Source organism: Acidiluteibacter ferrifornacis (genome assembly GCF_009909615.1).
Lineage (GTDB): Bacteria > Bacteroidota > Bacteroidia > Flavobacteriales_E > Vicingaceae > Acidiluteibacter > Acidiluteibacter ferrifornacis.
The window spans coordinates 220,832-243,354 of sequence record NZ_WWNE01000018.1; the positions used below are offsets into that span (position 1 = coordinate 220,832).

Annotated in this window: 25 protein-coding genes; 5 read left to right on the plus strand and 20 right to left on the minus strand. The window is 35.2% G+C overall.

Features of this window, described 5'->3' with window-relative positions; genetic code table 11:
- Nucleotide 1 precedes the first annotated feature (1 nt).
- The 3 genes from GQN54_RS15075 (at nucleotide 2) to GQN54_RS15085 (ending at nucleotide 3,947) form a co-directional block, all read left to right on the plus strand.
- Nucleotides 2-739: a 2-phosphosulfolactate phosphatase gene (locus GQN54_RS15075; RefSeq protein ID WP_160634392.1), complete on the plus strand. Its 738-nt coding sequence runs from the start codon at nucleotides 2-4 to the stop codon at nucleotides 737-739.
- A 3-nt stretch (nucleotides 740-742) separates the two neighbouring features.
- The gene (locus GQN54_RS15080; protein WP_160634393.1) at nucleotides 743-1,738 is read left to right on the plus strand and encodes a zinc dependent phospholipase C family protein; all 996 of its coding nucleotides are present in this window, start codon (nucleotides 743-745) and stop codon (nucleotides 1,736-1,738) included.
- A gap of 142 nt (nucleotides 1,739-1,880) precedes the next feature.
- Nucleotides 1,881-3,947: a hypothetical protein gene (locus tag GQN54_RS15085; RefSeq protein WP_160634394.1), complete on the plus strand. Its 2,067-nt coding sequence runs from the start codon at nucleotides 1,881-1,883 to the stop codon at nucleotides 3,945-3,947.
- A 63-nt stretch (nucleotides 3,948-4,010) separates the two neighbouring features.
- Here the strand turns inward: GQN54_RS15085 and GQN54_RS15090 are convergent, their stop codons facing one another.
- The 6 genes from GQN54_RS15090 to GQN54_RS15115 form a co-directional block, all read right to left on the minus strand.
- Nucleotides 4,011-5,885 carry a PLP-dependent aminotransferase family protein gene (locus tag GQN54_RS15090; protein WP_160634395.1) on the minus strand — a complete coding sequence of 625 codons (1,875 nt, stop codon included), beginning with the start codon at nucleotides 5,883-5,885 and terminating at the stop codon, nucleotides 4,011-4,013.
- A 205-nt stretch (nucleotides 5,886-6,090) separates the two neighbouring features.
- Nucleotides 6,091-6,522 carry a ferritin-like domain-containing protein gene (locus GQN54_RS15095; protein ID WP_160634396.1) on the minus strand — a complete coding sequence of 144 codons (432 nt, stop codon included), beginning with the start codon at nucleotides 6,520-6,522 and terminating at the stop codon, nucleotides 6,091-6,093.
- Between the two features lie 54 nt (nucleotides 6,523-6,576).
- Nucleotides 6,577-7,143 (minus strand): type 1 glutamine amidotransferase domain-containing protein, encoded by a 567-nt coding sequence (locus GQN54_RS15100; RefSeq protein WP_160634397.1) that lies wholly within the window; start codon nucleotides 7,141-7,143, stop codon nucleotides 6,577-6,579.
- 133 nt (nucleotides 7,144-7,276) lie between these two features.
- The gene (locus tag GQN54_RS15105) at nucleotides 7,277-7,756 is read right to left on the minus strand and encodes a hypothetical protein (RefSeq protein ID WP_160634398.1); all 480 of its coding nucleotides are present in this window, start codon (nucleotides 7,754-7,756) and stop codon (nucleotides 7,277-7,279) included.
- A gap of 10 nt (nucleotides 7,757-7,766) precedes the next feature.
- Nucleotides 7,767-8,336 (minus strand): pseudouridine synthase, encoded by a 570-nt coding sequence (locus GQN54_RS15110; RefSeq protein ID WP_160634399.1) that lies wholly within the window; start codon nucleotides 8,334-8,336, stop codon nucleotides 7,767-7,769.
- A gap of 105 nt (nucleotides 8,337-8,441) precedes the next feature.
- Nucleotides 8,442-9,350: a hypothetical protein gene (locus tag GQN54_RS15115; protein WP_160634400.1), complete on the minus strand. Its 909-nt coding sequence runs from the start codon at nucleotides 9,348-9,350 to the stop codon at nucleotides 8,442-8,444.
- A gap of 142 nt (nucleotides 9,351-9,492) precedes the next feature.
- Between GQN54_RS15115 and GQN54_RS15120 the strand changes: the two genes are divergently transcribed.
- Nucleotides 9,493-10,335: a winged helix-turn-helix domain-containing protein gene (locus GQN54_RS15120; RefSeq protein ID WP_160634401.1), complete on the plus strand. Its 843-nt coding sequence runs from the start codon at nucleotides 9,493-9,495 to the stop codon at nucleotides 10,333-10,335.
- Nucleotides 10,336-10,781: 446 nt separating this feature from the next.
- Here the strand turns inward: GQN54_RS15120 and GQN54_RS15125 are convergent, their stop codons facing one another.
- From GQN54_RS15125 to GQN54_RS15650, 3 genes are read right to left on the minus strand one after another with little or no spacing between them, the layout of a single operon-like run.
- The gene (locus tag GQN54_RS15125) at nucleotides 10,782-11,606 is read right to left on the minus strand and encodes an SDR family oxidoreductase (protein ID WP_160634402.1); all 825 of its coding nucleotides are present in this window, start codon (nucleotides 11,604-11,606) and stop codon (nucleotides 10,782-10,784) included.
- A gap of 2 nt (nucleotides 11,607-11,608) precedes the next feature.
- Nucleotides 11,609-12,553 (minus strand): dioxygenase family protein, encoded by a 945-nt coding sequence (locus tag GQN54_RS15130; RefSeq protein ID WP_160634403.1) that lies wholly within the window; start codon nucleotides 12,551-12,553, stop codon nucleotides 11,609-11,611.
- A 14-nt stretch (nucleotides 12,554-12,567) separates the two neighbouring features.
- A complete protein-coding gene (locus tag GQN54_RS15650) occupies nucleotides 12,568-12,801 on the minus strand; it encodes a DoxX family protein (protein ID WP_160634443.1) in 234 nt (77 codons plus the stop codon).
- A gap of 218 nt (nucleotides 12,802-13,019) precedes the next feature.
- Between GQN54_RS15650 and GQN54_RS15140 the strand changes: the two genes are divergently transcribed.
- On the plus strand, nucleotides 13,020-13,988 hold the full coding sequence (locus tag GQN54_RS15140; protein ID WP_160634404.1) for an IS110 family RNA-guided transposase: 969 nt from the start codon (nucleotides 13,020-13,022) through the stop codon (nucleotides 13,986-13,988).
- A gap of 92 nt (nucleotides 13,989-14,080) precedes the next feature.
- Here the strand turns inward: GQN54_RS15140 and GQN54_RS15145 are convergent, their stop codons facing one another.
- The 11 genes from GQN54_RS15145 to GQN54_RS15195 form a co-directional block, all read right to left on the minus strand.
- On the minus strand, nucleotides 14,081-15,076 hold the full coding sequence (locus tag GQN54_RS15145; RefSeq protein WP_160634405.1) for a DUF4062 domain-containing protein: 996 nt from the start codon (nucleotides 15,074-15,076) through the stop codon (nucleotides 14,081-14,083).
- Nucleotides 15,077-15,200: 124 nt separating this feature from the next.
- Complete coding sequence (locus GQN54_RS15150) at nucleotides 15,201-16,283, minus strand: DGQHR domain-containing protein (RefSeq protein WP_160634406.1); 1,083 nt, start codon at nucleotides 16,281-16,283, stop codon at nucleotides 15,201-15,203.
- Nucleotides 16,280-16,876 (minus strand): hypothetical protein, encoded by a 597-nt coding sequence (locus tag GQN54_RS15155; RefSeq protein WP_160634407.1) that lies wholly within the window; start codon nucleotides 16,874-16,876, stop codon nucleotides 16,280-16,282. The genes GQN54_RS15150 and GQN54_RS15155 overlap by 4 nt, the downstream gene beginning before the upstream one ends.
- A gap of 286 nt (nucleotides 16,877-17,162) precedes the next feature.
- A complete protein-coding gene (locus GQN54_RS15160) occupies nucleotides 17,163-17,978 on the minus strand; it encodes a pirin family protein (protein WP_317163997.1) in 816 nt (271 codons plus the stop codon).
- Between the two features lie 283 nt (nucleotides 17,979-18,261).
- Nucleotides 18,262-19,017 carry a type I methionyl aminopeptidase gene (gene map, locus GQN54_RS15165; RefSeq protein ID WP_160634409.1) on the minus strand — a complete coding sequence of 252 codons (756 nt, stop codon included), beginning with the start codon at nucleotides 19,015-19,017 and terminating at the stop codon, nucleotides 18,262-18,264.
- Nucleotides 19,018-19,059: 42 nt separating this feature from the next.
- A complete protein-coding gene (locus GQN54_RS15170; protein WP_160634410.1) occupies nucleotides 19,060-19,428 on the minus strand; it encodes a DUF5655 domain-containing protein in 369 nt (122 codons plus the stop codon).
- Nucleotides 19,429-19,685: 257 nt separating this feature from the next.
- Nucleotides 19,686-20,063 carry an SRPBCC domain-containing protein gene (locus GQN54_RS15175; protein ID WP_160634411.1) on the minus strand — a complete coding sequence of 126 codons (378 nt, stop codon included), beginning with the start codon at nucleotides 20,061-20,063 and terminating at the stop codon, nucleotides 19,686-19,688.
- Nucleotides 20,064-20,654 carry a nitroreductase family protein gene (locus tag GQN54_RS15180; protein ID WP_160634412.1) on the minus strand — a complete coding sequence of 197 codons (591 nt, stop codon included), beginning with the start codon at nucleotides 20,652-20,654 and terminating at the stop codon, nucleotides 20,064-20,066. It lies immediately after the preceding gene.
- A gap of 2 nt (nucleotides 20,655-20,656) precedes the next feature.
- Nucleotides 20,657-21,358: a tRNA1(Val) (adenine(37)-N6)-methyltransferase gene (locus GQN54_RS15185; protein WP_160634413.1), complete on the minus strand. Its 702-nt coding sequence runs from the start codon at nucleotides 21,356-21,358 to the stop codon at nucleotides 20,657-20,659.
- Nucleotides 21,358-21,897, minus strand: a complete 540-nt coding sequence (gene rimM, locus GQN54_RS15190) for a ribosome maturation factor RimM (RefSeq protein ID WP_160634414.1) — start codon at nucleotides 21,895-21,897, stop codon at nucleotides 21,358-21,360. The genes GQN54_RS15185 and rimM overlap by 1 nt, the downstream gene beginning before the upstream one ends.
- A gap of 12 nt (nucleotides 21,898-21,909) precedes the next feature.
- Nucleotides 21,910-22,452 (minus strand): 30S ribosomal protein S16, encoded by a 543-nt coding sequence (locus GQN54_RS15195; protein ID WP_160634415.1) that lies wholly within the window; start codon nucleotides 22,450-22,452, stop codon nucleotides 21,910-21,912.
- Between the last annotated feature and the right edge of the window lie 71 nt (nucleotides 22,453-22,523).

Here is a 22,523-nt window from a genome sequence, read left to right on the forward strand (position 1 = left end):
ATTGGAAAATCCAGATGCAGCACATTTAAGAAAAGTGGAGGTGTGTTTATCACCTGCACTTTTTCCAGTATATTATAGCAATAAGAATTGTGTGGTAGTAGTAATCGATGTTTTTCGAGCTACTTCTGCCATTGTAACGGCTTTCGATAATGGAATAAAGGAAATTATTCCTGTAAGTTCTATTGAAGAAGCTAAAGAATACAAAGAGAAAGGTTACTTCGTAGGAGCAGAGCGAAAAGGCGAAATTATTGAAGGGTTTGACTTCGGTAATTCACCATTTAGCTATATGCAAGATCAGTTGAAAGGGCAAACAGTAGTTTTAACCACGACTAATGGGACTAAAGCTTTGAATAGAGCGAAGGCAGCAGATCGAGTGATTGTTGGTTCTTTTTTAAATTTAACTGCGGTAATCAATTATTTACGTGAGCAGAAAAAAGACGTTTTACTCTTGTGTGCTGGGTGGAGAGATAGGTTTAACATGGAAGATACTTTATTTGCGGGTGCAGTGGTAGAAGGATTAATTGAAGATCCTTTATTTGGAAATTTGGCAGATAGTGCGACCGCAAGTATGCATTTATACCAAGTGGCGAAAGATGATCTTAATGAATACTTAAAGAATACATCGCACAGAAGACGATTAGCACGTTTAAATTTGGAAAAAGATATTGCTTATTGCCTCCAACGAGACATTAGTTCTAATGTGCCCGAATTAGTGGGAAATGCATTAACAGTAAAATAATAGATGAAATCAAAGATTACCATATGGGGAGTGTTATTTAGTGTGCTGTTGGTTTTTCCAATTCAAACACTCAACTCATGGGGATTTTTTGGACATATACGGATCAATAAAATGGCAGTTTTTACTTTGCCACCTGAAATGATTGGATTCTACAAACGTTACATCGACTACATTTCAGAACATGCAGTAGATCCAGATAAACGAAGGTATGCTTCAGCAGTAGAAGCTCCAAGACATTATATTGATATCGATCATTATGGAAACGATAGCATTGATCCTTTTGAGGCAGTTCCAAAAAGATGGAACGATGCTGTGGCCAAGTATTCTGAAGACACTTTACAAGCATATGGTATTGTACCATGGCATATCAATCGGATGGTGTATCGTTTGACGGATGCCTTCAAAGAAAAGAATACGGAACGCATCTTATACTTGTCTGCTGATTTAGGACACTATATCGGTGATGCACATGTTCCCTTGCACACGACGAAGAATTACAATGGACAAATGACAGGACAACGTGGAATTCACGGGTTTTGGGAATCACGAATTCCTGAGTTAACTGCGGATGAATACGACTATTTTGTTGGACGTGCGGTATTTGTTAAAAGTGCACTTGATTTGGCCTGGGAAACTGTAAAGGCAAGTCACGCAGGAGTAGACTCCGTGTTGTCTTTTGAACGAGAGTTGAACAGTAGATTTCCGACAGATCAAAAATATACTTACGAAAATAGGGGAGCTTCTATTATGAAGCAATATTCTACCAATTATTCGATGGAGTACAATAGGATGCTGGACGGAATGGTTGAGCGCAGAATGCGAAAAGCAGTGATAGCTGTTGGAAGTCTGTGGTATACGGCATGGGTAAATGCTGGAGAACCTGATTTAGACGAATTATTATTGTCAGAAAGAGATATTGCTCAGATGGAAAAAGAGGCCAAAGAATTAGAAGAACAATTCCAAGGAAAAACCATCAAAGGTAGGGAGCATGACCATTGAATTGGTTATGTAATTGGAGCAAAAGGTTAGTAATGATATAAATGTCTTTTTATTTTGTTGATTATTTTTTTTCCGAAATAATAAAATAAGAATAAAATGGTGTAGTTTAGGGGATTTTTAATCTCTGAACTATTAGCTACTTATGAAAAGAATTCAATTCAGCATACTTGTGGTGCTTGCTGTTTGTTTAACAACGCCACTTTTTTCTACATCCCTATCTGAAACTTTCATACTTAAAGAGGAGAATCGAATTGACGTAGTTGGAAAGAAGTCCAATTTTATAACCATCTCAATTACAAAGAAAGTAAGGATAAAGATTAACGATTTAAAAGGAGTTGAACGTTTTTCTAAAATTTCCTTACCAGAAACATTTGATCCTACTTATTTTGCGCATTTTTCTAAAATAAGGAATTATCAATACGCATTGTCTGAGGTGAAAATACTTTCATTTAGCGCCAATAAGATTACTAAGTCAGGGGTTAAATTGCCAATCAACTATAAAGATAAGTACCGTGCAATTGTGATGGAAAGGGGAGATGATCAAGCGGGAGGTTATGATTTATGGGACTATACCACCACAGAAATTAATATAGGCGATGAAATAGAAATTGTTTATTCTTATACAGTCCCCTTCGACATCAATTTTTACAATTTTATTTCGTTCAGAATATTTTTTCATAAAAATATTGATATTAAGGAGTATACATTGGAATTGGCGCATCATCCATCTTTGAATATTAATGTAGAAGAGAAGAATGGTGCTAGTCCAGATAGTATTTATGAATTGGAGAATCAATATACCTATAGATGGAGTCGCAAAAATCTTAAAGGATGCATTGATGAGGTAGGAGGGAGAGCTTATACTCAACTACCATTTATTGTGATGGCTATTTTACCCATTGATTTATACTACAAAGTGCCCGATTCTTTCAAAGAGAAATACATTCCTACCTACGCCTTTTTTGCTAGTAGAAGAGAAAATGCCCATATGACTACAAAAATGTCAATTGATCAGGGGTTGAGAACCGCTGATTTGGGAAAGCTTTATAGTTACATTGATTCTCATTCTAGTAAATTTCCCGATGATGAAAATGGATATCAATCTTTAAAATCAATTCATACAGATATTACAGATCGTTTTACCTATGACAATGATAAAGAAAGTTTATTCGGAATAGATAATCGAAAGGATCGGTTAGGAGCCTTTATTGACCAGGGCGTTGTAAGAGAAATCAATCGGTACTCTAATTATGTAGCAATCACCAGAAAGTTAGGATTGCATTATTTCACTTCCTATTTATGTGATGTTAGGACTGGGGAGCTGAGTGGAAATTTCTATACCCCAATGTTGCACAGTGATTATCTGATTGCTGTAGTTTTAAAGGATTATCATTTGCAATACATTTATCCAAAGAATTCAAATTTTGGTTATTACATCAATGAAATTCCATTCTATTTTGAAAATGCGAAGTCTAGACTTATTCAGCCATTGGATTATTTGGTGGTGAATCGGCAGATAGAAGAAGAAGCAAAGGAAGTTCGAATATTTTCAAGTACAGAAAATGAAAATATCAGAAGAGCAAATGTTTTGGTAAAAGTTGATTTGGATAAATCAAGTTTAGCTTTTCAAGCTAAAATTGATTTAACAGGACAATTTTCAACTATTACGAGAGGGATTTATCAAAAAAACGTAAAAAACCAATACGTCAATAAAATTTATAATGAAAAACTCTGGTCCTTTGATAAGGACATTGAAGTTCAAAGTGAAAAGTTTGTGATGAAGGACAACCAATTTCCTTTTCAAGCCAATATTAATGCTCAATACTCTGGGGCGCATTTAATGAAAAAGGATGGAGATGACTATACGATAAATATGAAGAACTGGTTTAATCATGTGATATACGAGAACTTTCAAGCGAAGGACAGACAGCTAGACTTTTATGCAGACTTTAAATCAAAAGATTCTTATGTTTATTATTTCCAGTTTTCTAAAGATGTTCAATTGACTTCAGTCGAGAGTAACGTAAACATTGAAAATGAATATGGAATTTATAATTTCTCAGTGACTCAAATAAATCCAACTACCATAAAAGTTTCTAGTTTTTATGAAGTGAACTCAACAAGTATTGCTGCTTCCAAAACTAAAATGGTAGAAGATATATTTACAGCGATAGAAAAATCTAATTTGATGGAATTGAGGTTTCAATAAGTCAAATTGAGAAAGAATAGGAGAGCAAACAATAAGGGCGGTCAATATTGACCGCCCTTATTATTAAATACTATTCACAAAATCTAAAAAGACTTTTTTATGTTTTTCTAAATCCATATTTGCAGAAAGTGAAGCCCTAACGATATAATCTTTATCGCCTTCTTTTGTAGTTCCTTGCGTAGAAGTGGCAGGAATAGTCCAATAACAACCTTTTAATTGACCGTAACTCACACAGAATTTACTTTCTTCTGGGATTTCAGTAATCATGAGGTTAATCAACTTTAGGTTAAGGGCACGTTTATACATTTCCCTTTCTTCATCTGTGTTTCCTCGTGTAGGCAGATCCAATGAAAATACAGAAGGAGTGAAACCTTGAGCCGCTAATTCTTCTGAAACAAAGTTAATTTTTGCATCAGGCAGTGTTGAATGTATATAGTTTACGAATTCTCTAGTGTTTTTGTATGCATCTATAATTCGTTGGGTCATTGATGGTAATTGCTCTGCCAAAATGGCGTATTGCAATTCCGTAGCTTCATTGTCACACAAGTGTAGATGTAACTCAATTTTATCCATCAAATTGACAGTATTTTTATTTCCAACACAATAGCCAGCGGTACATTTTCCACCACTAGGAAACTTAGAGCCACTTGCAAATGAAATGGTTCTAATTGCTGAAAGCGCTTCTCCTTCGCCTAAGAAATGTACATTCGGACAGAAAGTTTGGTCTAAAATAAAGACAGGGTCTATCGCAATTTGTCCACCAGTAGTTTTGCGCTCTTGACTCAGTACAGCCTTTAACTGATTAAGATTAGGTACTTCTACTCTTGGGTTAGTTGGAATTTCTGCAATGATATATGGTATCGCATCTTCTGATGCAATTTTTGTCAGTACTTGATCAATACTTTTCACCATATCATTTCCACCATCCACTGGTAAATCAACGATGGATACATTTTCAGTACAAGCAGCTACACGCCTAGCTTGATCGTTTGTACCTCCATAACAATTCGGTGGAACTATTATTTTAATCGCTTTTCCTTGATGTTTTTCCTTTGCATCGTGGATGAGTCCCATCAATATAGCATATTGTATAGATAGTCCGCTAGAGGCAACTAGCGACTTGGTAGTGGTTCCTGTAATCAGATTAATTAGATTTTGAACCTTGATTTTGTTTTCTCTTTTGTCATCAGTGTTTGAAATTTCGTAAGGAGTATTTACAAGCAATTGTAAGGCAGTCAAGCTGTTTGCAGGAGTCATTGCAATGGTCTCTCTTCTTCTGACATGTTGAATATTAGAGATATATCTTTCGTTTTTTTCTCCATTAACTAAAAGGACACTCCCTAAATCCCCTGTATAATTGCCGCAGTGCAGACTGATAAAAAAGTCAATATGGGGAGCATTTGGATGATTGAGATCAAAGCAACCAATCTTTTCGCTGTTCGTGATAAAAACGGTGCTGTTCAATTCGGATGGCTTAATCGAAGACAAGGAATCAACTTGTATTAATTCAAATGGGTATCCATAAATTTTTTGGATTAAATCTGGATCAAAGCTATCAGGAAGTTCTCCGTTAAAATAGATTTGAGTGTTTTTGTTTTCCATCGCATTTGTCCGGAGTATCGCCATAATTGGCATTGTCTGAGAAGAAAACGCAATTACATTTTTAGCAGGAATATCATTTAATTTTGCAATTCCCCATTCCAATACACAAGAAAGAGGGTGACCTAAACGGATATAATCATATGCTGTTGGCAGTCCATTCAAGGCTTCAGCTGTCACTACATTTTTTTGGTATAAACCCTCAAGCTGGTCTAAAAATTCAGTTTTTGCCAGTTCTTCATTATATATGTCTAATCGGTGTGTGGTAATATTCAACCAGCCGGTCGGTAAGTTTTGAATTAAATCTTGAATATATTGAAGGGTTTTCGAATTTTCCATAATTTTTCTTTTAAAGCCCCAAAATTATACATTATAGATTAACTGAACTTAATTTTATCCAGTTGGGCGATGCTTGTTTGATGTGAACGAAAGTCTCACAAACATTTGATAAAATCTAAACAATGTGTGCTAATCGTAGATGGAAAAGATGAGCATAAAAAAAGGAGAATGTCACCACTCTCCTTTTGATTTTTAATGGATAGACTTATGCAGTCAACTCCAATGTTTTTAGTTCGTTTACCACGTCCACAATTTCAGCCTTATGAGTAGCTAGTTTACTTGATAATGGATTGCTTTTTAATTCATTTACTGCACTTTGATAATCTTCTAGGGCTGTAGTTTGACCTCTTTCACACTCTTCAATTAAGGCCTCATCTGTATTTCCAGCTACTGCTGCCTTAACACTCAACCATCCTCGGTGCAAATCACCTTCAATTGAAGTTCCTTTGTCGATTTTACCACCTAAATGAGTAATTTCTTGTTTCAGCTCATGACCAAATTTATTGTGCATTCTGCTGTTCTTTTCAAAGTAGTTTTTCAATACCGGGTTTTTCGTTTTTTCTGCCACTAACTGAAACCCTTTTTCTGCATCGTAATTTCTACTTAAAAGGTTATTTAATGTTTTTATCGTTTCCATGATTTCTATTGTTTTAATTAATAATGTGTTGTATTTTTTGTATACAGTAGCTGATTAAGCTGATTCAGACATTTTTGCATGTTTACCTTCTGCAATTTCTTCTACTACTTTTTTGCAGAATGCTGGTAAATCATTTGGAGATCTTGAAGTAGTCAATCCATGATCTACTACTACTTCTTCATCGACCCAATGGGCTCCTGCGTTTATTAAGTCAGTTTTAATGCTCGAGAAGGAGGTGATTTTTCGCCCTTTGAGTACACCAGCCTCTGCAAGAAGCCATGGGCCATGACAAATTGCTGATACAGGTTTTTCTTGTTCAACGAAACTCTTTACAAAATTTACTGCTTTGCTGTTTCTCCTTAATTTGTCTGGGTTAATTACTCCTCCAGGAAGAATTAAAGAATCGTAATCTGATGCAGAAACTTCATCTAGTGTTTTATCTACTTGAAATTCACTTCCCCAATTCCCATCGATCCATGATTTAATAGGACCGTTTTCTAAACTTACTACATGAACTTTTGCTCCTGCAGTTTCTACTGCTTTTTTTGGTTCTGTAAATTCGGATTGTTCGAAACCATCTGTAACAAGGATGGCTACTTTCTTTTCGCTTAAATTTTTCATTTTGTTTTCGTTTTTTAGTTTCCCTTGATAAAGAAAAGAATGTTCCAAAACGAAAATAGTAGGATAGGGCGTGCTTATTGGTTGCAAACCGTTGAATCAATTGGACAGGCTGTAGAATATATTAGAAAAGCGATTATTTTTTGAATGCGATTTTGTGAACGGCATTACTAAGAGCTTGAGGTTGCTGAGTACCCACTAAGATTTTATTGCCATTTTTTAATGTTATGGCCAAGCCCTTACGGCCTCTAATATTATAGACAGTACCGTATGAGGTAAACAGCCGAATTCCCCAACCACCAACAAATCCATAATCAAGGACTTCCACTTTTTCAATGGCTTCCCATTTGATGGACTTATTTACGAAAGGTGAAAAATTTATTTGGATTTCTTTTGCTGTAATAGTTGTAGTTAGGCGGATAAAGGCGAAAAAAAGGAGTAAAAGGAGGGTAAGAATGGCAAATGTTACCAGTCCTCCATCACTCATGGGTTGATCTCCAAAGGATTGATCCAAAATAGTCTGTTGGTATATCCCCATGAATGGAATAGTAGCTATCGATAGTAATATCAGCCACAACCACCATTGTGTAAACCTTTGTACTTCTTTATACAGCATTATTGCTAATTTAAACTTTTAACTGATTCACTTCAAGTGTTGCTCCTACATTTAAATCTCCTAAATGCAATTTCCCAATTCTCACTCTCACTAATCGAAGAGTGGGAAAACCGACTGCAGCGGTCATCTTTCTCACCTGTTTAAATTTTCCTTCTGTTAATGTTATCGCTATCCATGAGGTAGGTCCATGCCTTTCTGATCTAATTTTGAATTCTGAATGGGGGATTTGACTGCTGTCTGAAATTCTCTTGGCTTTAGCAGTTTTAGTGGAGTACAGAGTGCCTTCTATTCCTATTGTAACCCCTTTTTCTAACCTTTCTATGGCCTCATCTGTGATAATGCCATCTAATTGAGCCCAGTATTCTTTTTCAATAGAAGCTCCTGTAATTCTTGCGCTTTCTCTACCATCGGTGGTGAGTAATAATAGTCCTTCTGTCTTACTATCTAAACGACCGATAGCCATAGTGCCATTTGGGAAGTCATGTAATTCATTCAACAGCTTCTTTTTACGGGTTCTGTTGTTGATAAACTGGCTAATCATTCCCGCTGGCTTATTAACGATGAAGTGACGATGAGGCATAAGTTGAAATAATCAATTCTGCTCAAAGTTAGGATAAAGCAAATAAAAAACGGCTGAAGTATTTACTGCAGCCGTTTGAAAAAAAGAAGATTAATGAATGATTGTTTAACCGTTTTCGCTCAATACTTTCAATTGTTTTACCCAATTGTCTAGCAATAGCTTTTGTGTATCATAATCTTCTATAAAAGGACCACACATGATTTGTAGTTCAGTAGTTGAGGAGTCTTCTTTACTCAACACTAGGAATTTTTCAGTAAAATTGGATTGGCTATAATCGTTTTGTACATAATAATTTCCAAATAAATCATCGGCATAGGTAGCCGTTAATTTTCCTGCATGAGGATAATGATAGTTGACGTTGGTCGTGTTTCTCCAATTTGATTTTAAAGGAAGGGATTTTTCTAATATGCTTTGAAATTGAATCACATTCTCTGGCTTGATTAATATTTTTTTAACTACATCTGCAGAGGCATCAATACTGACGGTCTGTGTATAAAATTTTGCTTCCTCTAAGTTGGTCGTTTCTTCATCTGATATTAAAGTAATTTCATCTAAACGAGCACTTCCATTTCCGCCATTTAAGTATCGGAAACCAACCACCGAGTCATTGTCAATATTTAATGCTTGGATGACAATGATGAGTTCTTCTCTTTTACTGTATGGACTCTGAAATGTTGCTAATCTCGGCATTTTTATATCCAATGGTTTAGCATTAGGGTATTTCTCAGTATCTACTAATATAAGTGAAGCTTCGGTTTGAGTTTCTTCTTTTGTTGCCAACCTTCCATTGATTACTGGTACATCTCTCCAATCGGCTAAATTAACAGGTGGAAAACCTTTTAGATTATCTGGGCAATACCATCCACCATATCTGTGAGATGGGACTTTCACTTTCTTAATAGCCGGCTTTACTTTTTCTACTTCTTGATTATTGGCGGTTTTGTTGTTGGGTGAGCATGCTAGCAAAACGACTAGGCCAATTGCTCCAATTCCATTTAATGCTTTAGTTTTCATGTTTTCGTATTTTGTGATTGTGGTCATAAAAGTAAATGGAGGGACTAAAGCAATGGTTTAATTAATGTAAATTAATGTAAAATCGATGTAATTTATTGCTAAAACCATTTTAATACCGCATCTATTCGAATAGATTTGTTTCATGAACCGGATTCAAACTTTCTTTTTACTGCTATTTTCACTGATAGCTTCCATTCAAGTTTCAGCTGAAACTAAAGAACAGCAACTTAAAGTCATCTTGCGAGGCATCGGGCATGAATTTTTAATGCAGCTTAATGACGATACTTCGCTTGTATTGCCAATTGAAAAAGTAGGTAATCGCTATGCCTTAAAATTTGGTAGGTCCTTTTCTTTTGAGCCTGATAATTTGTTTCTTTCGACTTATAAAGTGATGGAAGAATTTGAAATTATAGATCAATACATTGTAGAGGTGGAATCATGTGATACCTCAATTGTGATTCATAGCTTTGAAGCGAATCTTCTTAAAGATAAGGAGAGTATTGCTTGCAAAATGCGAGCACTTCCAATAGCCTGCTATGTGTTTTATTTTACTCTAGTAGAAAATTCAACCTCTCATGCAACCACTGAAGAAAATAACAGCGTATGGTGGATGGTGCCAATAGGAGTGGTGGGCTTGACCCTTTTATTGGTCTGGTGGAGAAGACGTAAGAGACTTCAGGCTGATAATCATCTAATCACAATCGGTCAGTTTCAATTTGATCAAAAAGGAATGAAGTTGAACCTTAAAGCCCAATCAATAGAACTGTCAAGTAAAGAAACGGATTTACTTTATTTGCTGTATACCAATGAAAATGAAACTCTAGAAAGAGAGTATATTCTTAAAGTTGTTTGGGGCGACGAGGGTGATTATGTAGGAAGAACGTTAGATGTTTTTATCTCTAAACTGCGTAAAAAGTTAGAAGCCGATTCCAGTATCAAAATCATAAACGTAAGAGGTGTAGGGTATAGGATGGTGGTTGGATAAGAAACGGTTAGTAGAAATCTGTCTTTTTTATTAAAAACACAAAAAGAATTGTTTACAATCTTTTAGAGTATTTGTTTTGATTTTTAGCCTGTAGACCATCGTCTTTAGCTTACCAATTTCATAAAATAATAATATTTACTATTTAGAATTAATGATGTATGAGCATAAATAATGCTTGATTGATGGATTGAGCTCATTAAGAGTGATTTTAGTGGATTTAACTTTTTAAATTAACCCAAAAATTTAAATTGCGAAAAGATAAATCTTCCAATCAACCAAGGAGTTTATACAAAGCATGAATATTGTTTATAAATGAAATAGGCCGCGAAGTGACTTTGTGATTTATCGTTTATTTCGAAGTATACAAACAGATTATTGAAGATTAGGAAGAAACTTACCATACTGCATTATTCAAAATTAACAATGCAGTATGGAGTGCTTAGATTTTACACTTTTAAATTCAACCAGTCGCGCAATGTTGTACTTGGTGCTCCAAGAAGATTATTGATGTCATTTGCATCTCCGGCTTCTGGTGTTTTTTCAAAGTATTCAAACATTGGAATTATGCTTTTTAACTCCTTATTTCCGCTAATAAATGCAATGAATTTAAGTAGTCCAAATGGAGCATTCCCAACTTTTTTAATATAAGGATGATTTACCCGAACATATTGTTCTAAAGCTTCTTTTAGCGTTAAAGATTCTGGTCCATATGAGTAGAATTCTTTATTCAGGGATTCATTCATACCATAGGCTCTACTTAATTGTTTTGCAAAATCTTTTGAGCTAATCCAATGCAGTTTCAGTGGTTGTTTGCCCATAATGTTTGCCTTTCCATTTTGAATCATCATCTCTAAGGATTCCATGAACCAGGTAGGTCTAAAAATCATGTATGGAATGCCACTAGATTTAAGCACTTGTTCGGCCTTGTATTTATTCCCTACCATTTCGAACCAACTATTATTTTTTGTAACGGTTGCTCCACTTACATAACTTATTCGTTTAATGTTGTGCGATTGCGCAATACTCACAATGTTGTCAACAGCTTTTGACTCATCAGGAGTGTTAATGGTAATATGTACTGCATCGTAGCCATTCATAGCTTTTTCAAGATCAGATTTTTTAAGTACATCACCTGGTGTAACATCGTGGTTTGGATAATTTTCTGCTTTAATATTTCTTGAGAACAATCGTAGTTCATTTCCAGCTTTAGCTAATTCATTAATTGTTTCTTGTGCAATCATACCTGAGGCACCGATAATTAATATTTTCATTATTAAATTTTTTCTGGTGTTATTATAAAACTTCGTTCACTAAAAGCAGGTATAGATGGTGCCTCCTCATAAAAGAACTCGAGTCGGTCTTTAGAATCCATCATGCCTAAACTATAGAGCAATGGCACATAATGATCAGGAGTAGGTGAGGCCATTTTGCCAAGTTTATGGCTTGTTAAATAGTTCGTTAAGTTTTTAAAGTTTCTTGACTCCAATTGTTGTTTAAGCCATGCATCATATTCAATTTCCCAACCAAAGATTGATCTGTCTCCCGAATGCATTTTTTGCATTACAAGATTCAAATTGTGAATCAATGAGCCGCTACCAATTACAAGAACTCCCTTTTCTCTTAAAGATTTCAGCTGCCGACCAAGATTAAAATGATATTCTGGTTGTGCATTATAATTAATGCTCATTTGAAAAACAGGAACATCAGCCTTTGGAAACAAATGCATAAGCATTGGCCATGCGCCATGATCTAAACCCCACTCATCTGTTTCTTCGATTGTAGTAACTAACTTACTAATTTCTTTTGCTGTTTCTGGTGAACCATGTGCATTGTACTTGGGGTCGTAGTAATGTTCAGGAAAGCCATAGTAATCATAAATCTGCTTTTGTTGAACAGAGTTGTTGACTAATGTTTGATTGTTGGTGCACCAATGGGCAGAAACGACCAACGCTGCCTTCACTTCGTATGTTTCTTTCAACTCCTTTCCCAATTGGTATAATTTCATCCAAAATGCTCGTTCCTCCCGGCCAACAGGAATATCCATTGGATTTCCATGAGAAGTAAAGAGTACAGGCATTTTTTTACTTTGCTTGGGTAAAAGATCTGTGTACTTTTTAAGATCTGCTAATTTGTTCATATGATTTAATGCGTAAACTCCACCAAAAGATAGTCCTCCACCAATTATTAATGAGTGTTTTAGAAAGTTTTTTCTGTTCATGTTTTAGATTTATTTTAAGACTTGACTTCAATAGGAACTTTTTTTGTGCGTCCCCATACAACAAAACTTAGTAGTGCGATTAACAAGAAGTTTAGGCCAATCACATTTGCCTCACCTCTTGATAGATGGAAGACTATTCCTGCTAGCATAAGAAGAATACCTCCGTAAGCTGCAAGAGTCGTTAGTTTTGGCTGAATGCGTAATGCTGCAAGAAGTATCAATCCCAAGGCACCTAATAAGTCTGCAATTCCTGCAACTTAAGCTTGTACTTTAATTAACTTACATTATTTAATAGAAAGAACAAAGAGAGGATTAAGGTTATTATATACGCAGAGACCTAGATCTCGTCAACATTGAAAATCCCCTCTCTTCTCTACTTAAAATTCGTACAGTTCTTTGAGACTACAGATCTCGTTTTTAAGTTGTTGATTTAAAAGTAGAATGTCCTTTCCAAAACTAATTTATTATGAATAAAGATATAAAATATTATGGTATAGACATCAGCAAAGATGTATTTGATGTTTGCGATAGTACAGGAGAAAGTTCTCAATACGAGAATAACGTAAAGGGGTTTAAGCAGTTTGTAAAAACTCTGAGTGTCAACTCTCATTGCGTTATGGAGGCTACAGGTTATTATCATTATCAGTTAGCCTACTATTTATTAGAATCAGCAGTAAAGGTATCGGTAGAAAATCCACTATCAATAAAGCGTTTTATACAGATGAAGTTATCAAAAGTAAAGACGGATAAATCAGATGCAAAAATGATATGCGAGTATGCGCAAAAAGTAGAAATGAGGTTATGGGAGGGTCACTCTAAGAATCAAGTGGAATGCCTGCAAATTAGCAGATTATTAGATTTATACTTCAAACAAAGCACAGCAGTAAAAAATAAAATTCATGGAGAGAACGTATTGGGAAAGCCAAGTAGTTTAGTGATGAAGTCACTTCAACAAAGCAAAAGAAATATAGAAAAGCTCATCAAAGAGTTAGAGGCTAGACTAACTGAATTAGTAAAAAGTGAACATCAAGAGTTATTGACATTATTAGAAAGCATACCCGGTATGGGGCGTAAAACTTCTATGATGTTAATTGTACTAACTGATGGGTTTAATCGATTTGATAATGCCAAGCAATTATGCTGTTATTCAGGTTTAACACCTACTATAAGGCAATCAGGGAGCAGTGTTAGAGGTAAGTCACGAATAAGTAAAGTAGGTAACAGGAAACTCAGAAATTTACTCTTCATGTGCAGCTTTACTGCTTGCAAGCATAATAAATCATGCAAACAGATGTATGACAGAATAGTAGCAAAAGGAAAGAGTAAAAAGTTAGCATTGATTGCTATATGTAATAAGTTATTAAAACAAGCATTTGCAATAGCAAAGTCAGGTATACCATTTGATCAATCATATAGAAGTAAATTAGGAATATAGCTCTTGAGCAGTTATTCTAATATTTTTTGCCCTTAAAGCATAAAAAATATTGGAAATAACTGGGTTTTTAGCACAGTTCTTTGTTAGGCACTTTATTTTTTTTCTTTTTTTCTGATTGCTCGTAAATTAGTTATTAAATCATCTCCTTTGGGGGTTAATTTCCAATATGTATTATTGTCTTTTAGGGATCTTTTTTTAATACTTTTTTCAATTAAACCTAACGCTTTTAATTGTATTAAGATAGACCGAAAATTATCTATAATAATTCTTACTCCTATTGGCTTACGACTCGCTTCTTTTGAAAGCAAGTGATATAGGTAATCACTAATTTGAGTTTGATAATCTTCTTCAGGAGCTTCGTCGATTAATATAGTTGCTGTTTTCGAGAATATTTCATTCCAAGTTAATTTTAAGCTGTCTCTATATAGTTCGCCATATTCAGTTTTCTTATAAGTGTATTGAACATTATATGTATCGTCTCCTTGAGATAAAGAATCAGTATCTGTAATAGCACTGGTCTTTAACTCATCTTCTAACTCTTTAATTTTTTCTTTTAATTTCAATATTTCGACGTTAGCTGCTGTCGAGCTGATTCTATCAGCTTTGACCCAACCTGTTCTTGGTTTAGTTTTTATCAATTTTACAAGACTTCTACTAACTACCGAGCCTAACTCCTCAGGAGTTTGCCAAAATTTAATATGCTTTTTAGATGCTAATTCTCTAAAAGTTAAAAGTTGTTTTGCTTTTTCTTCGTTTTTATCTGTTTTGGAAACGGATATGTCATCTACTGATTTTATTAAAAAGGAAATAATTGGAATACCAATTTTTAAAGCATATTCATATTCCATTTGTGTGTAACTGATACCTTCTGAGTTTAGAGAACCATATCTTCCACCGATTATTAAAATATAGTAGTCTGATTCGTCAATAAGTTCTTTAATGAGTGTCCATTGGTCATCATCTGTAGCCGGAAAGAGTTCCATTCCAACAGGTATGCAATCTAACTCTAAAAGAGCCTGAATTACTTCTTTCCTTTCATTTTTTAAATCTTGATAAGTTGAACTAACGAATACCTGATATTTTTTCATTGATTAAGATATTGTGCCTAACGGTCTCGGCTATGAGTAGTTGCGTGGTTTATCACTTAACTTTGCAAGTACACACCAAACTGAAAATCCGCGAGGATTTTCAGAAGTAGGCGAGAACAAGCAATTACTTATAGCCATTGTTGTATGCAGTTTTTATTGATTCTATTATCATTTTACTCAATCTGTTTTGTTGCTGAGCATTAGAAGGAAAATCTTTACTAGTTAATTCAAGATTTTCTTTTTCTAAATAGTTTTTAAAGCTTGTGAAACATTTTTTAAAATGATTATATGTCAAGTCATTATGTTTATCTCCTAAATCATACATTGCATTGAAAGAATTTAAAATAGCAACATAGCCAGTTGTTTTCCATAAAATATTCTCCAAAGGTGATTCCCAATATTCAGGAAATGTATCTCTTAAAGAATTAAATACGTTTAAAAATATCTTTAAAATTACACTGTCTTCATTATTTAAAAAATATGTCCTCAATGGAAGTGAAGGAACTTGAGGAAGTTCTTCATTTCTTTTTGATAATCTATAGTCCAAATCAGGATCTTTAGTTAACAAGAATATTAGATGCTTTACAAAAGTACCTTGAGATAAAGTTGCTAAATCTTGACTTTCTTCCTTTTTACCTAACATTTTCAATCTATTGTAAAAAGGTGATTCAGTATTTTTATTTAAAGCACGTGCAATTTCGTGTGCAGTCTTTTGAGGACTTCTATGTTTTGATAAAGCAAACAAATCATATATAAGACTCATACTAACCTTTGTTTGCTTACTATTAATAATAGAAAAAACATAAGCTTTTTCTTCTTCTGTTAAGTTGAACATAAGAATTATAGGAAGTTCAAACCTATCTTTAAAATCAGATTTTAAAATTCCTTTTAATCTATGTTGACCATCAATAACTTCCCCAATTTTTTTATTATTATTCAAGGGTATCTCGAAGTTATTGTTGTTTAGCGTAATATTAGCATCTTCATAAACGCTAATGATTATTGGTGTTGGAAAAGTAGCATCAGGGTCAGAACAATATTTTGCTATTTCATTAATTCTTTGACTTGATTCATCTCTCTGAATTGCACTAGGACTAGCAGACCTAGGTGTGACGTGTACTAATTGTCCTAAATCAGTAGCTTTCATTTTACTAAAATAGAAGCTCCCAATAGGTTGATTTATTTCTATGTAAGGTGCTACTATCATATTTTATTTCCTTTAGAATCGGTTTTTAAATCTTCTGTTTTGTTGTTCATTTCGTCAACTTTTGCATCATCTTTTGAAGCAAAATTGTCATCTAACTCTTTATATTTATCATAATTATTTTCCAATCTTATTACACTAAAGGAATAAACAGAAATAATTATTGAAAGTAATAAGAATGTTAATTGCCACCAATCGATATTGTAAGTAAGATTCTTTAATTTCTCAATATTTATGTCATTAGGTGAACTAGAATAAAAAACACCAGCAAAAAATAATGTAAAGATTGAAACAATAATTGTTAGAATTTTAATGGATTTAAATTTTGTTGGATGATTTTCGATTAGGTTAACAAATAAAGGACCTAAAACAGAAGCAAGTAAAGCTATTGAATAAGTATAGAAACTTCCATTTATACTATCTAGAAATAAAGATTGTGAGAAGCTTAAATTTCCGTTAATTACTCTAATAATAAAATTTGAGATAACTCCAATTTGTCCTGCTAGTATTGTGAATAAAAACCAGGTAAAAAAAATAAGCTTATTTTCACTTATTACTTCAAATGGTTTGGTTGATAATTGCCAAATGTTTTTCATTATTTTTTTTGTTTCTCAAATTGCATACAACAAGTGCATATGACGCACTTTGTGCGTCATATGCATATTTTAAAATGTTAATTTTTTATTTCAATAAAACTACTAATTGATTTAAAATCAACTATAAAATCATTTATTAGTCGTTTGTTGTCGTTTAAAAACGGATAAATGGTAGTTTTCAATTCGTAGTTAGTTTTTTTACAAACCCGAAGATAAGCCAAAAAGTCAAATGATTTTACAGTATGTTGAAAAGTAATGCATTAAAATAAAGGTGTCTGTCTATTTCCTATGGAAATGGAATGTACGTATCGTCTCCAGGTACTTTTGGGAACAGCTTGTTTTGCCAGTCCGCTTTGGCTTGTTGCAGTTTTTCCTTTTCTGCAGACACAAAATTCCACAACAATAATGGTTCGTCTTCAAGTGGCTCGCCGCCAAACAGCAACACCTGTGTGCCTTCTTGCAGCTCTATACAACATTGTTCGTCGGTTTTGCTAATCAGCATTTGTCCGGCTTCTATCGTTTCTCCTTCATGAGTAATGCCTCCTTTTACAATCACAAAAGCCACTTCGCCTTTCAGTTGGTCTTTCAAATACAAATGAGTGGCTTTTTTGGCCAATACATCCACCATAAATAGGGGAGAGTAGCCCCTTAATGGCGCTTTCCGTCCAAAACCTTCTCCGGCAACCAAGGTAATCACCAAGTCGTTTTCTTCCCATTTCGGCAAGTCAGCAGCACCGTAAAAGTCAAACTGTGGCTTCATGTCTTCCAATGCTTTGGGCAACGCCACCCAAATCTGATAACCATGCATAATGGAGGTTTTACCATTTCTCAAATGTGCAGGCGTTCGCTCGGTATGCGTAACTCCTGAGCCGGAGGTCATAAAGCCCACATCACCCGGTCGAATCACTTGTACCGTTCCTGTGCTATCTCGATGCTCTATTTCTCCTTCAAACAAATACGTGAGCGTAGAGAGCCCAATGTGCGGGTGTTGGTCCACGTCTAAATAAGAGCCTTCAAACAATTTTGCCGGCCCCATATGGTCAATGAAAGTAAAGGGGCCTACTTGTCGTTTTTTCTTAAAAGGGAGTAGTCGCCCCACCATAAAGTTTCCCAAGTCACGTTGACGTTCTTCTACGAGCATTGTAGTGTTGTTCATAGTCGTTTGTTTTTTTGGTGGTAATTTAAGGAATTTGTCTAGAAGGGGGCATTGTATTTTTGATTAAACAATATGACCTGTTTGCATTTCGACGATAGTCGAAAAAGGCGCCATATCATTAAAAAATGAAGAAATGATTTTTTTAAAATGACTTCACAGGACGAATTTTTCTTTGTTTCTTTCTTTTCATGGCGAAAAGAAAGAAAAAGAAACTATTCCTTATATAAATTTAAATCCCATTAGAAGCAGTTAAAATAACTGGTTCACCATCAGTAATTAGAATGGTATGCTCGTGTTGCGTGACATAACCTCCTTTATTTCCAACCAACGTCCACCCATCTTTCATTTCGTTGGCAATATTAGATTTAGTAGAAATAAACGTTTCCACTGCAACGACTGAGTTCTTTTTGAAGATTTCTTTGTTGTGAGGATCGCCGTAGTTTAAAATATCTGGAGATTCATGCAAGCTTCGTCCAACTCCGTGTCCTGCCAAATTCTCGATAACTACATATCCTGATCGGATGGCCTCTGTTTCTATCAGATGTCCAATTTCTGCAACAGGTACGCCATCTCTAATTTGACTAATGGCTTTTTTTAGAATACGATGAGAAGCATCTACTAACTTTTGGTGTCCATTGAGGTCTTTTCCCAACACAAAAGAGCCGCCATTGTCTGCCCAAAATCCATTCATTTCAGCCGACACATCTATATTGACTAAATCACCTTCTTTCAGTATTTTGTGACTTGCAGGAATACCATGAGCAATTTCATGATTCAAGCTAATGCAAGTCCAACCTGGAAATTCATACGTTTCATATGGTGCCGATTTGGCTCCGTAGCTTCTCAACAGCTCACCACCGTATTCGTCTAGCTCCTTGGTGCTCATTCCGACTTTGGCGTATTCTCGCATTTGCTTGAGGGTAATTGCGACCACTTCGCTTATGGCTTTCATTCCTTCTAATTCAGACGCTTTAGTAATGGACATGTTGTAGAAATTTAAGATGTAAAATTAGAGAATTTAGAGCCCTTATTCTAGAGAATAATCATATCCTATTCGCAGGAGTTCAAAGAACTCAGAGTCCAATTGTTCTACTTCTTGAATTCTTAAATGGTGGGCGTACTTCCCAGAGAAGAAACTTACTTTATGGAATCGATCAGATTGAATGGCCTCGGGGTAATAGAATTTTACATCCAATACTGATTTCATAGGTTTGATAATCAACCAAGCTTTTTGACTCGTAAAGACGATGGTGTGAACAGAAGCACCGACTGAATTTGGTTCCCATTGGGAAGTTACTTGTAATATTTGATCAAATGCTAACACCAATTCGTCAGGTTTACCTAAGAAAAGTTCTCCAATGTCTTTGGTCGTGCAGTAATGCGACTGGTTGGTCATTTTGAAATTTCGATTACATTTTAGACAGGTCCACATTTGTTTTGGTTTTTATCTTATTTATTGTCCTTGAGAATTCTTTAAGAAATTCGAAATGAAGTCTTAGAAAGTTCGTCTAGCTCCGAAGAATTGAGGAGATCCGACGAACGTCTTAGGCTTTGAGAAGAAATTCGTAGAAGAATCCTCAAAGACTTGAATTTTTGGTTCATTTTGGTTCAAGCCAAAAGAACATAGAGAGTAATTATCATTGAATTATTCAACTACTCTTCAAAAAACTCTTTCAAATTTCCAAAATACTCCACGTTCCAACCTTCCACAATATCTTCATAATCATCAGTAGGAATGTTGCTGTGCCTTAATTCTAGAGAAGTGCGTTGTTTATCTTCATGTAACTTTATGGTAACGATAGAAGGTGCTTCCTCACCAAAATACCACTGTTGTACGATTTTCTTATTCGGTTCAAATTCTAGGTTTTTTCCAGTAATGGCTCCTTCCCATAAGCTAAACTCACTTCCTGGCTCGGTGCTCATTTCGGCTTCTTCGCCACTCCATAAATAGATCGTGGTGGGAGTGGTCAGTGCTAAGTACACTTCCTCAGGTGAAGCATTGATGGTATAATAAGCTTTATAATCTTTCATTTATCTCCATTCTATTTTATGAGAAATATCGGTTAACGGGTTTTTATCCAATAAGTTTAAGTTTTCCAACGGAATCCCCAATTGAAACAAACCCATGCAGTTTTCGTTTTCTTTTAAGTTTAAATAATGCTTGAAATCAACGCCCAATACGAGTGATCCAGTTCCCCAATAGCCGCCAACTCCATGCGATTCGCAACTTAAATAGATGTTCTGAACGGCACAGGCTACAGCCCATTCTTCTTCAAACTTTGGAACTTGCTGTTGTTCGTCATAGCTGACAATGATCGCAATAGCATGAGAGACCTTTCTAGCTTTCATTTGCATTTTCTTCACTTTTACCTCTGAGAATTCTTCAGAAGGAGTGATGTGCTTATAAATTCGAATCTGCTCTTCAAATAGCTGTTCCAATGCCTCTTCAGAGAAAACGATAAAGCGCCAAGGTTCTGTTCTTTTATGTGATGGCGCATGGTTGGCATTCTCCAGAATGGAAAGAATCACATCCGGTTTAATCTTTTTGGTTTCGTCAAATTGCAATGGAAAAAGCGAACGTCTGTTGCGAATCCATTGATTAACTTCAATAGAATTGTTCATAATTAGGCGAATAGATAAAAGTCTTTCACCAAAGTTAAATATTGTGCGGTGTATTCGTGGCGTTTATTGGTTTCAATTGTCAAAGAATTGCTAATAAGTTCACTTGAACGTTTAGAAAACAATAATAATTCACGCTTATATGGTTTGTCGGGATGACCTTTTACACGAAGCTCTTGATTGAGAAATAAATGAGAAAATTGGGCTTCTTGTATATAGACAGCTTTGTGCTCAGTTGGAACAATGCAACAAAAATGGCCGTCCTTATTGAGCAGTTCTGCTACTTTCTGAAACAATAGTGCAGGGGGAAGAGAGTCATTTTGTCGGGCAGTATCTCGTTCAGTGTTTCCACTAAAATAGGTGCCGTTAAAAAATGGAGGATTGCTTACGATTAAATCAAAATTGTCGGATTGAAATTGACCCAGATCTGAATTTTGAACGGTTAGTCGATCATTCCAATTGGAACGGCTAAAATTTTCATTAGCTTGCTCAATGGCAGAATTCTCAATGTCGATTCCAATAATTTTAGCATTGTCGAAACGTTGCGCCAACATTAAGGCAATCAATCCACTGCCTGTTCCTATGTCAAGTATTGTTTGAGGTGAAAAGTGATTAGCCCAAGCGCCCAATAATACGCCATCGGTCCCTACTTTCATGGCACATTTATCGTGGGCTACTTCGAATTGTTTGAAACGAAAGGCGTTCATTAACCTTCGAGGTAGAGTTCAATTAGGCCTTCGGTGGTTTGCACATGAATGGCTTTATTTTCTCGATCTACTTTGAGAATGGTGTCTTCTAAAATAGGAATCAGCACTTCTTTATCGCCAACTGTAATTTGAAAAATATCTTGTGATGGATAATCGAGAACAGTTTCAATGGTTCCTACTTTTCCGAAACGTTCGTCGTGCACTTCCCATCCTTTTACTTCGTGATAATAAAATTGATCACCTTTTAGTTTGGGTAGGGCAGCAGCAGGTAAATAAAGTTCTTTACCCACTAATTCTTTGGCTTCTTCTTGAGAGGTGATTCCTTCAACGGTAACACGTAAAATTCCTTTCTGCTGTAGTTTGGATTGGCTTAGGAAGAAAGGCACTAAAGTGTCGTCATTTTTATGGATGCGAATAAATACGGCATCCAACCCTTCATATGAAGAAGGGGAATCAACATCCAATTTGAATGCTAATTCCCCTCTGTTTCCAATGATTTTGGAAGAATACCCTAAATAAAAGCAATCTGCTATTTTCAAGGTCTTCGTATATTATTCAGCTGTTGGCTCCTCGTCTGAAGATGCTTCAGTAGCTTCAGCAGCAGGTGCTTCTTCTTCTGGAGTTTCTTCAACTGCTGGTGCATTTTTAGCAGCTACTTCTTGAGCTTTCTTCTCGTTTGCAGCAGCTTCAGCTTCAGCTCTTTTCTTTCTTTCAGCAACTTCAGCAGCAGATAATCCGTCTACTTTTGCTTGAACTTTGTTTGCTTTTTCTTCTAACCAAGCGTTAAATTTCTCATCAGCTTGTTCTTGAGTTAAAGCTCCTTTAGCAACACCTTTTGCTAAGTGATTTTTGTAAAGGATTCCTTTGTAAGAAAGAATAGCTCTAACTGTATCAGTTGGTTGAGCTCCTTTATTTAACCAATCAAAAGCTTTATCGAAATCTAATTCGATTGTAGCAGGGTTAGTGTTTGGGTTATACGTGCCTAATTTTTCAATAAACCTCCCATCTCGTGGGGCACGACTGTCAGCAACAACAAGGTGAAAAAAAGCATTTTGCTTTCTACCGTGTCTTTGCAATCTCATCTTTACAGGCATAAGTCTTGTTTAATAATGATTAATAAATAAATTTTTCGAATGGCAAATGTCCGCTTTATATTCCAATTATA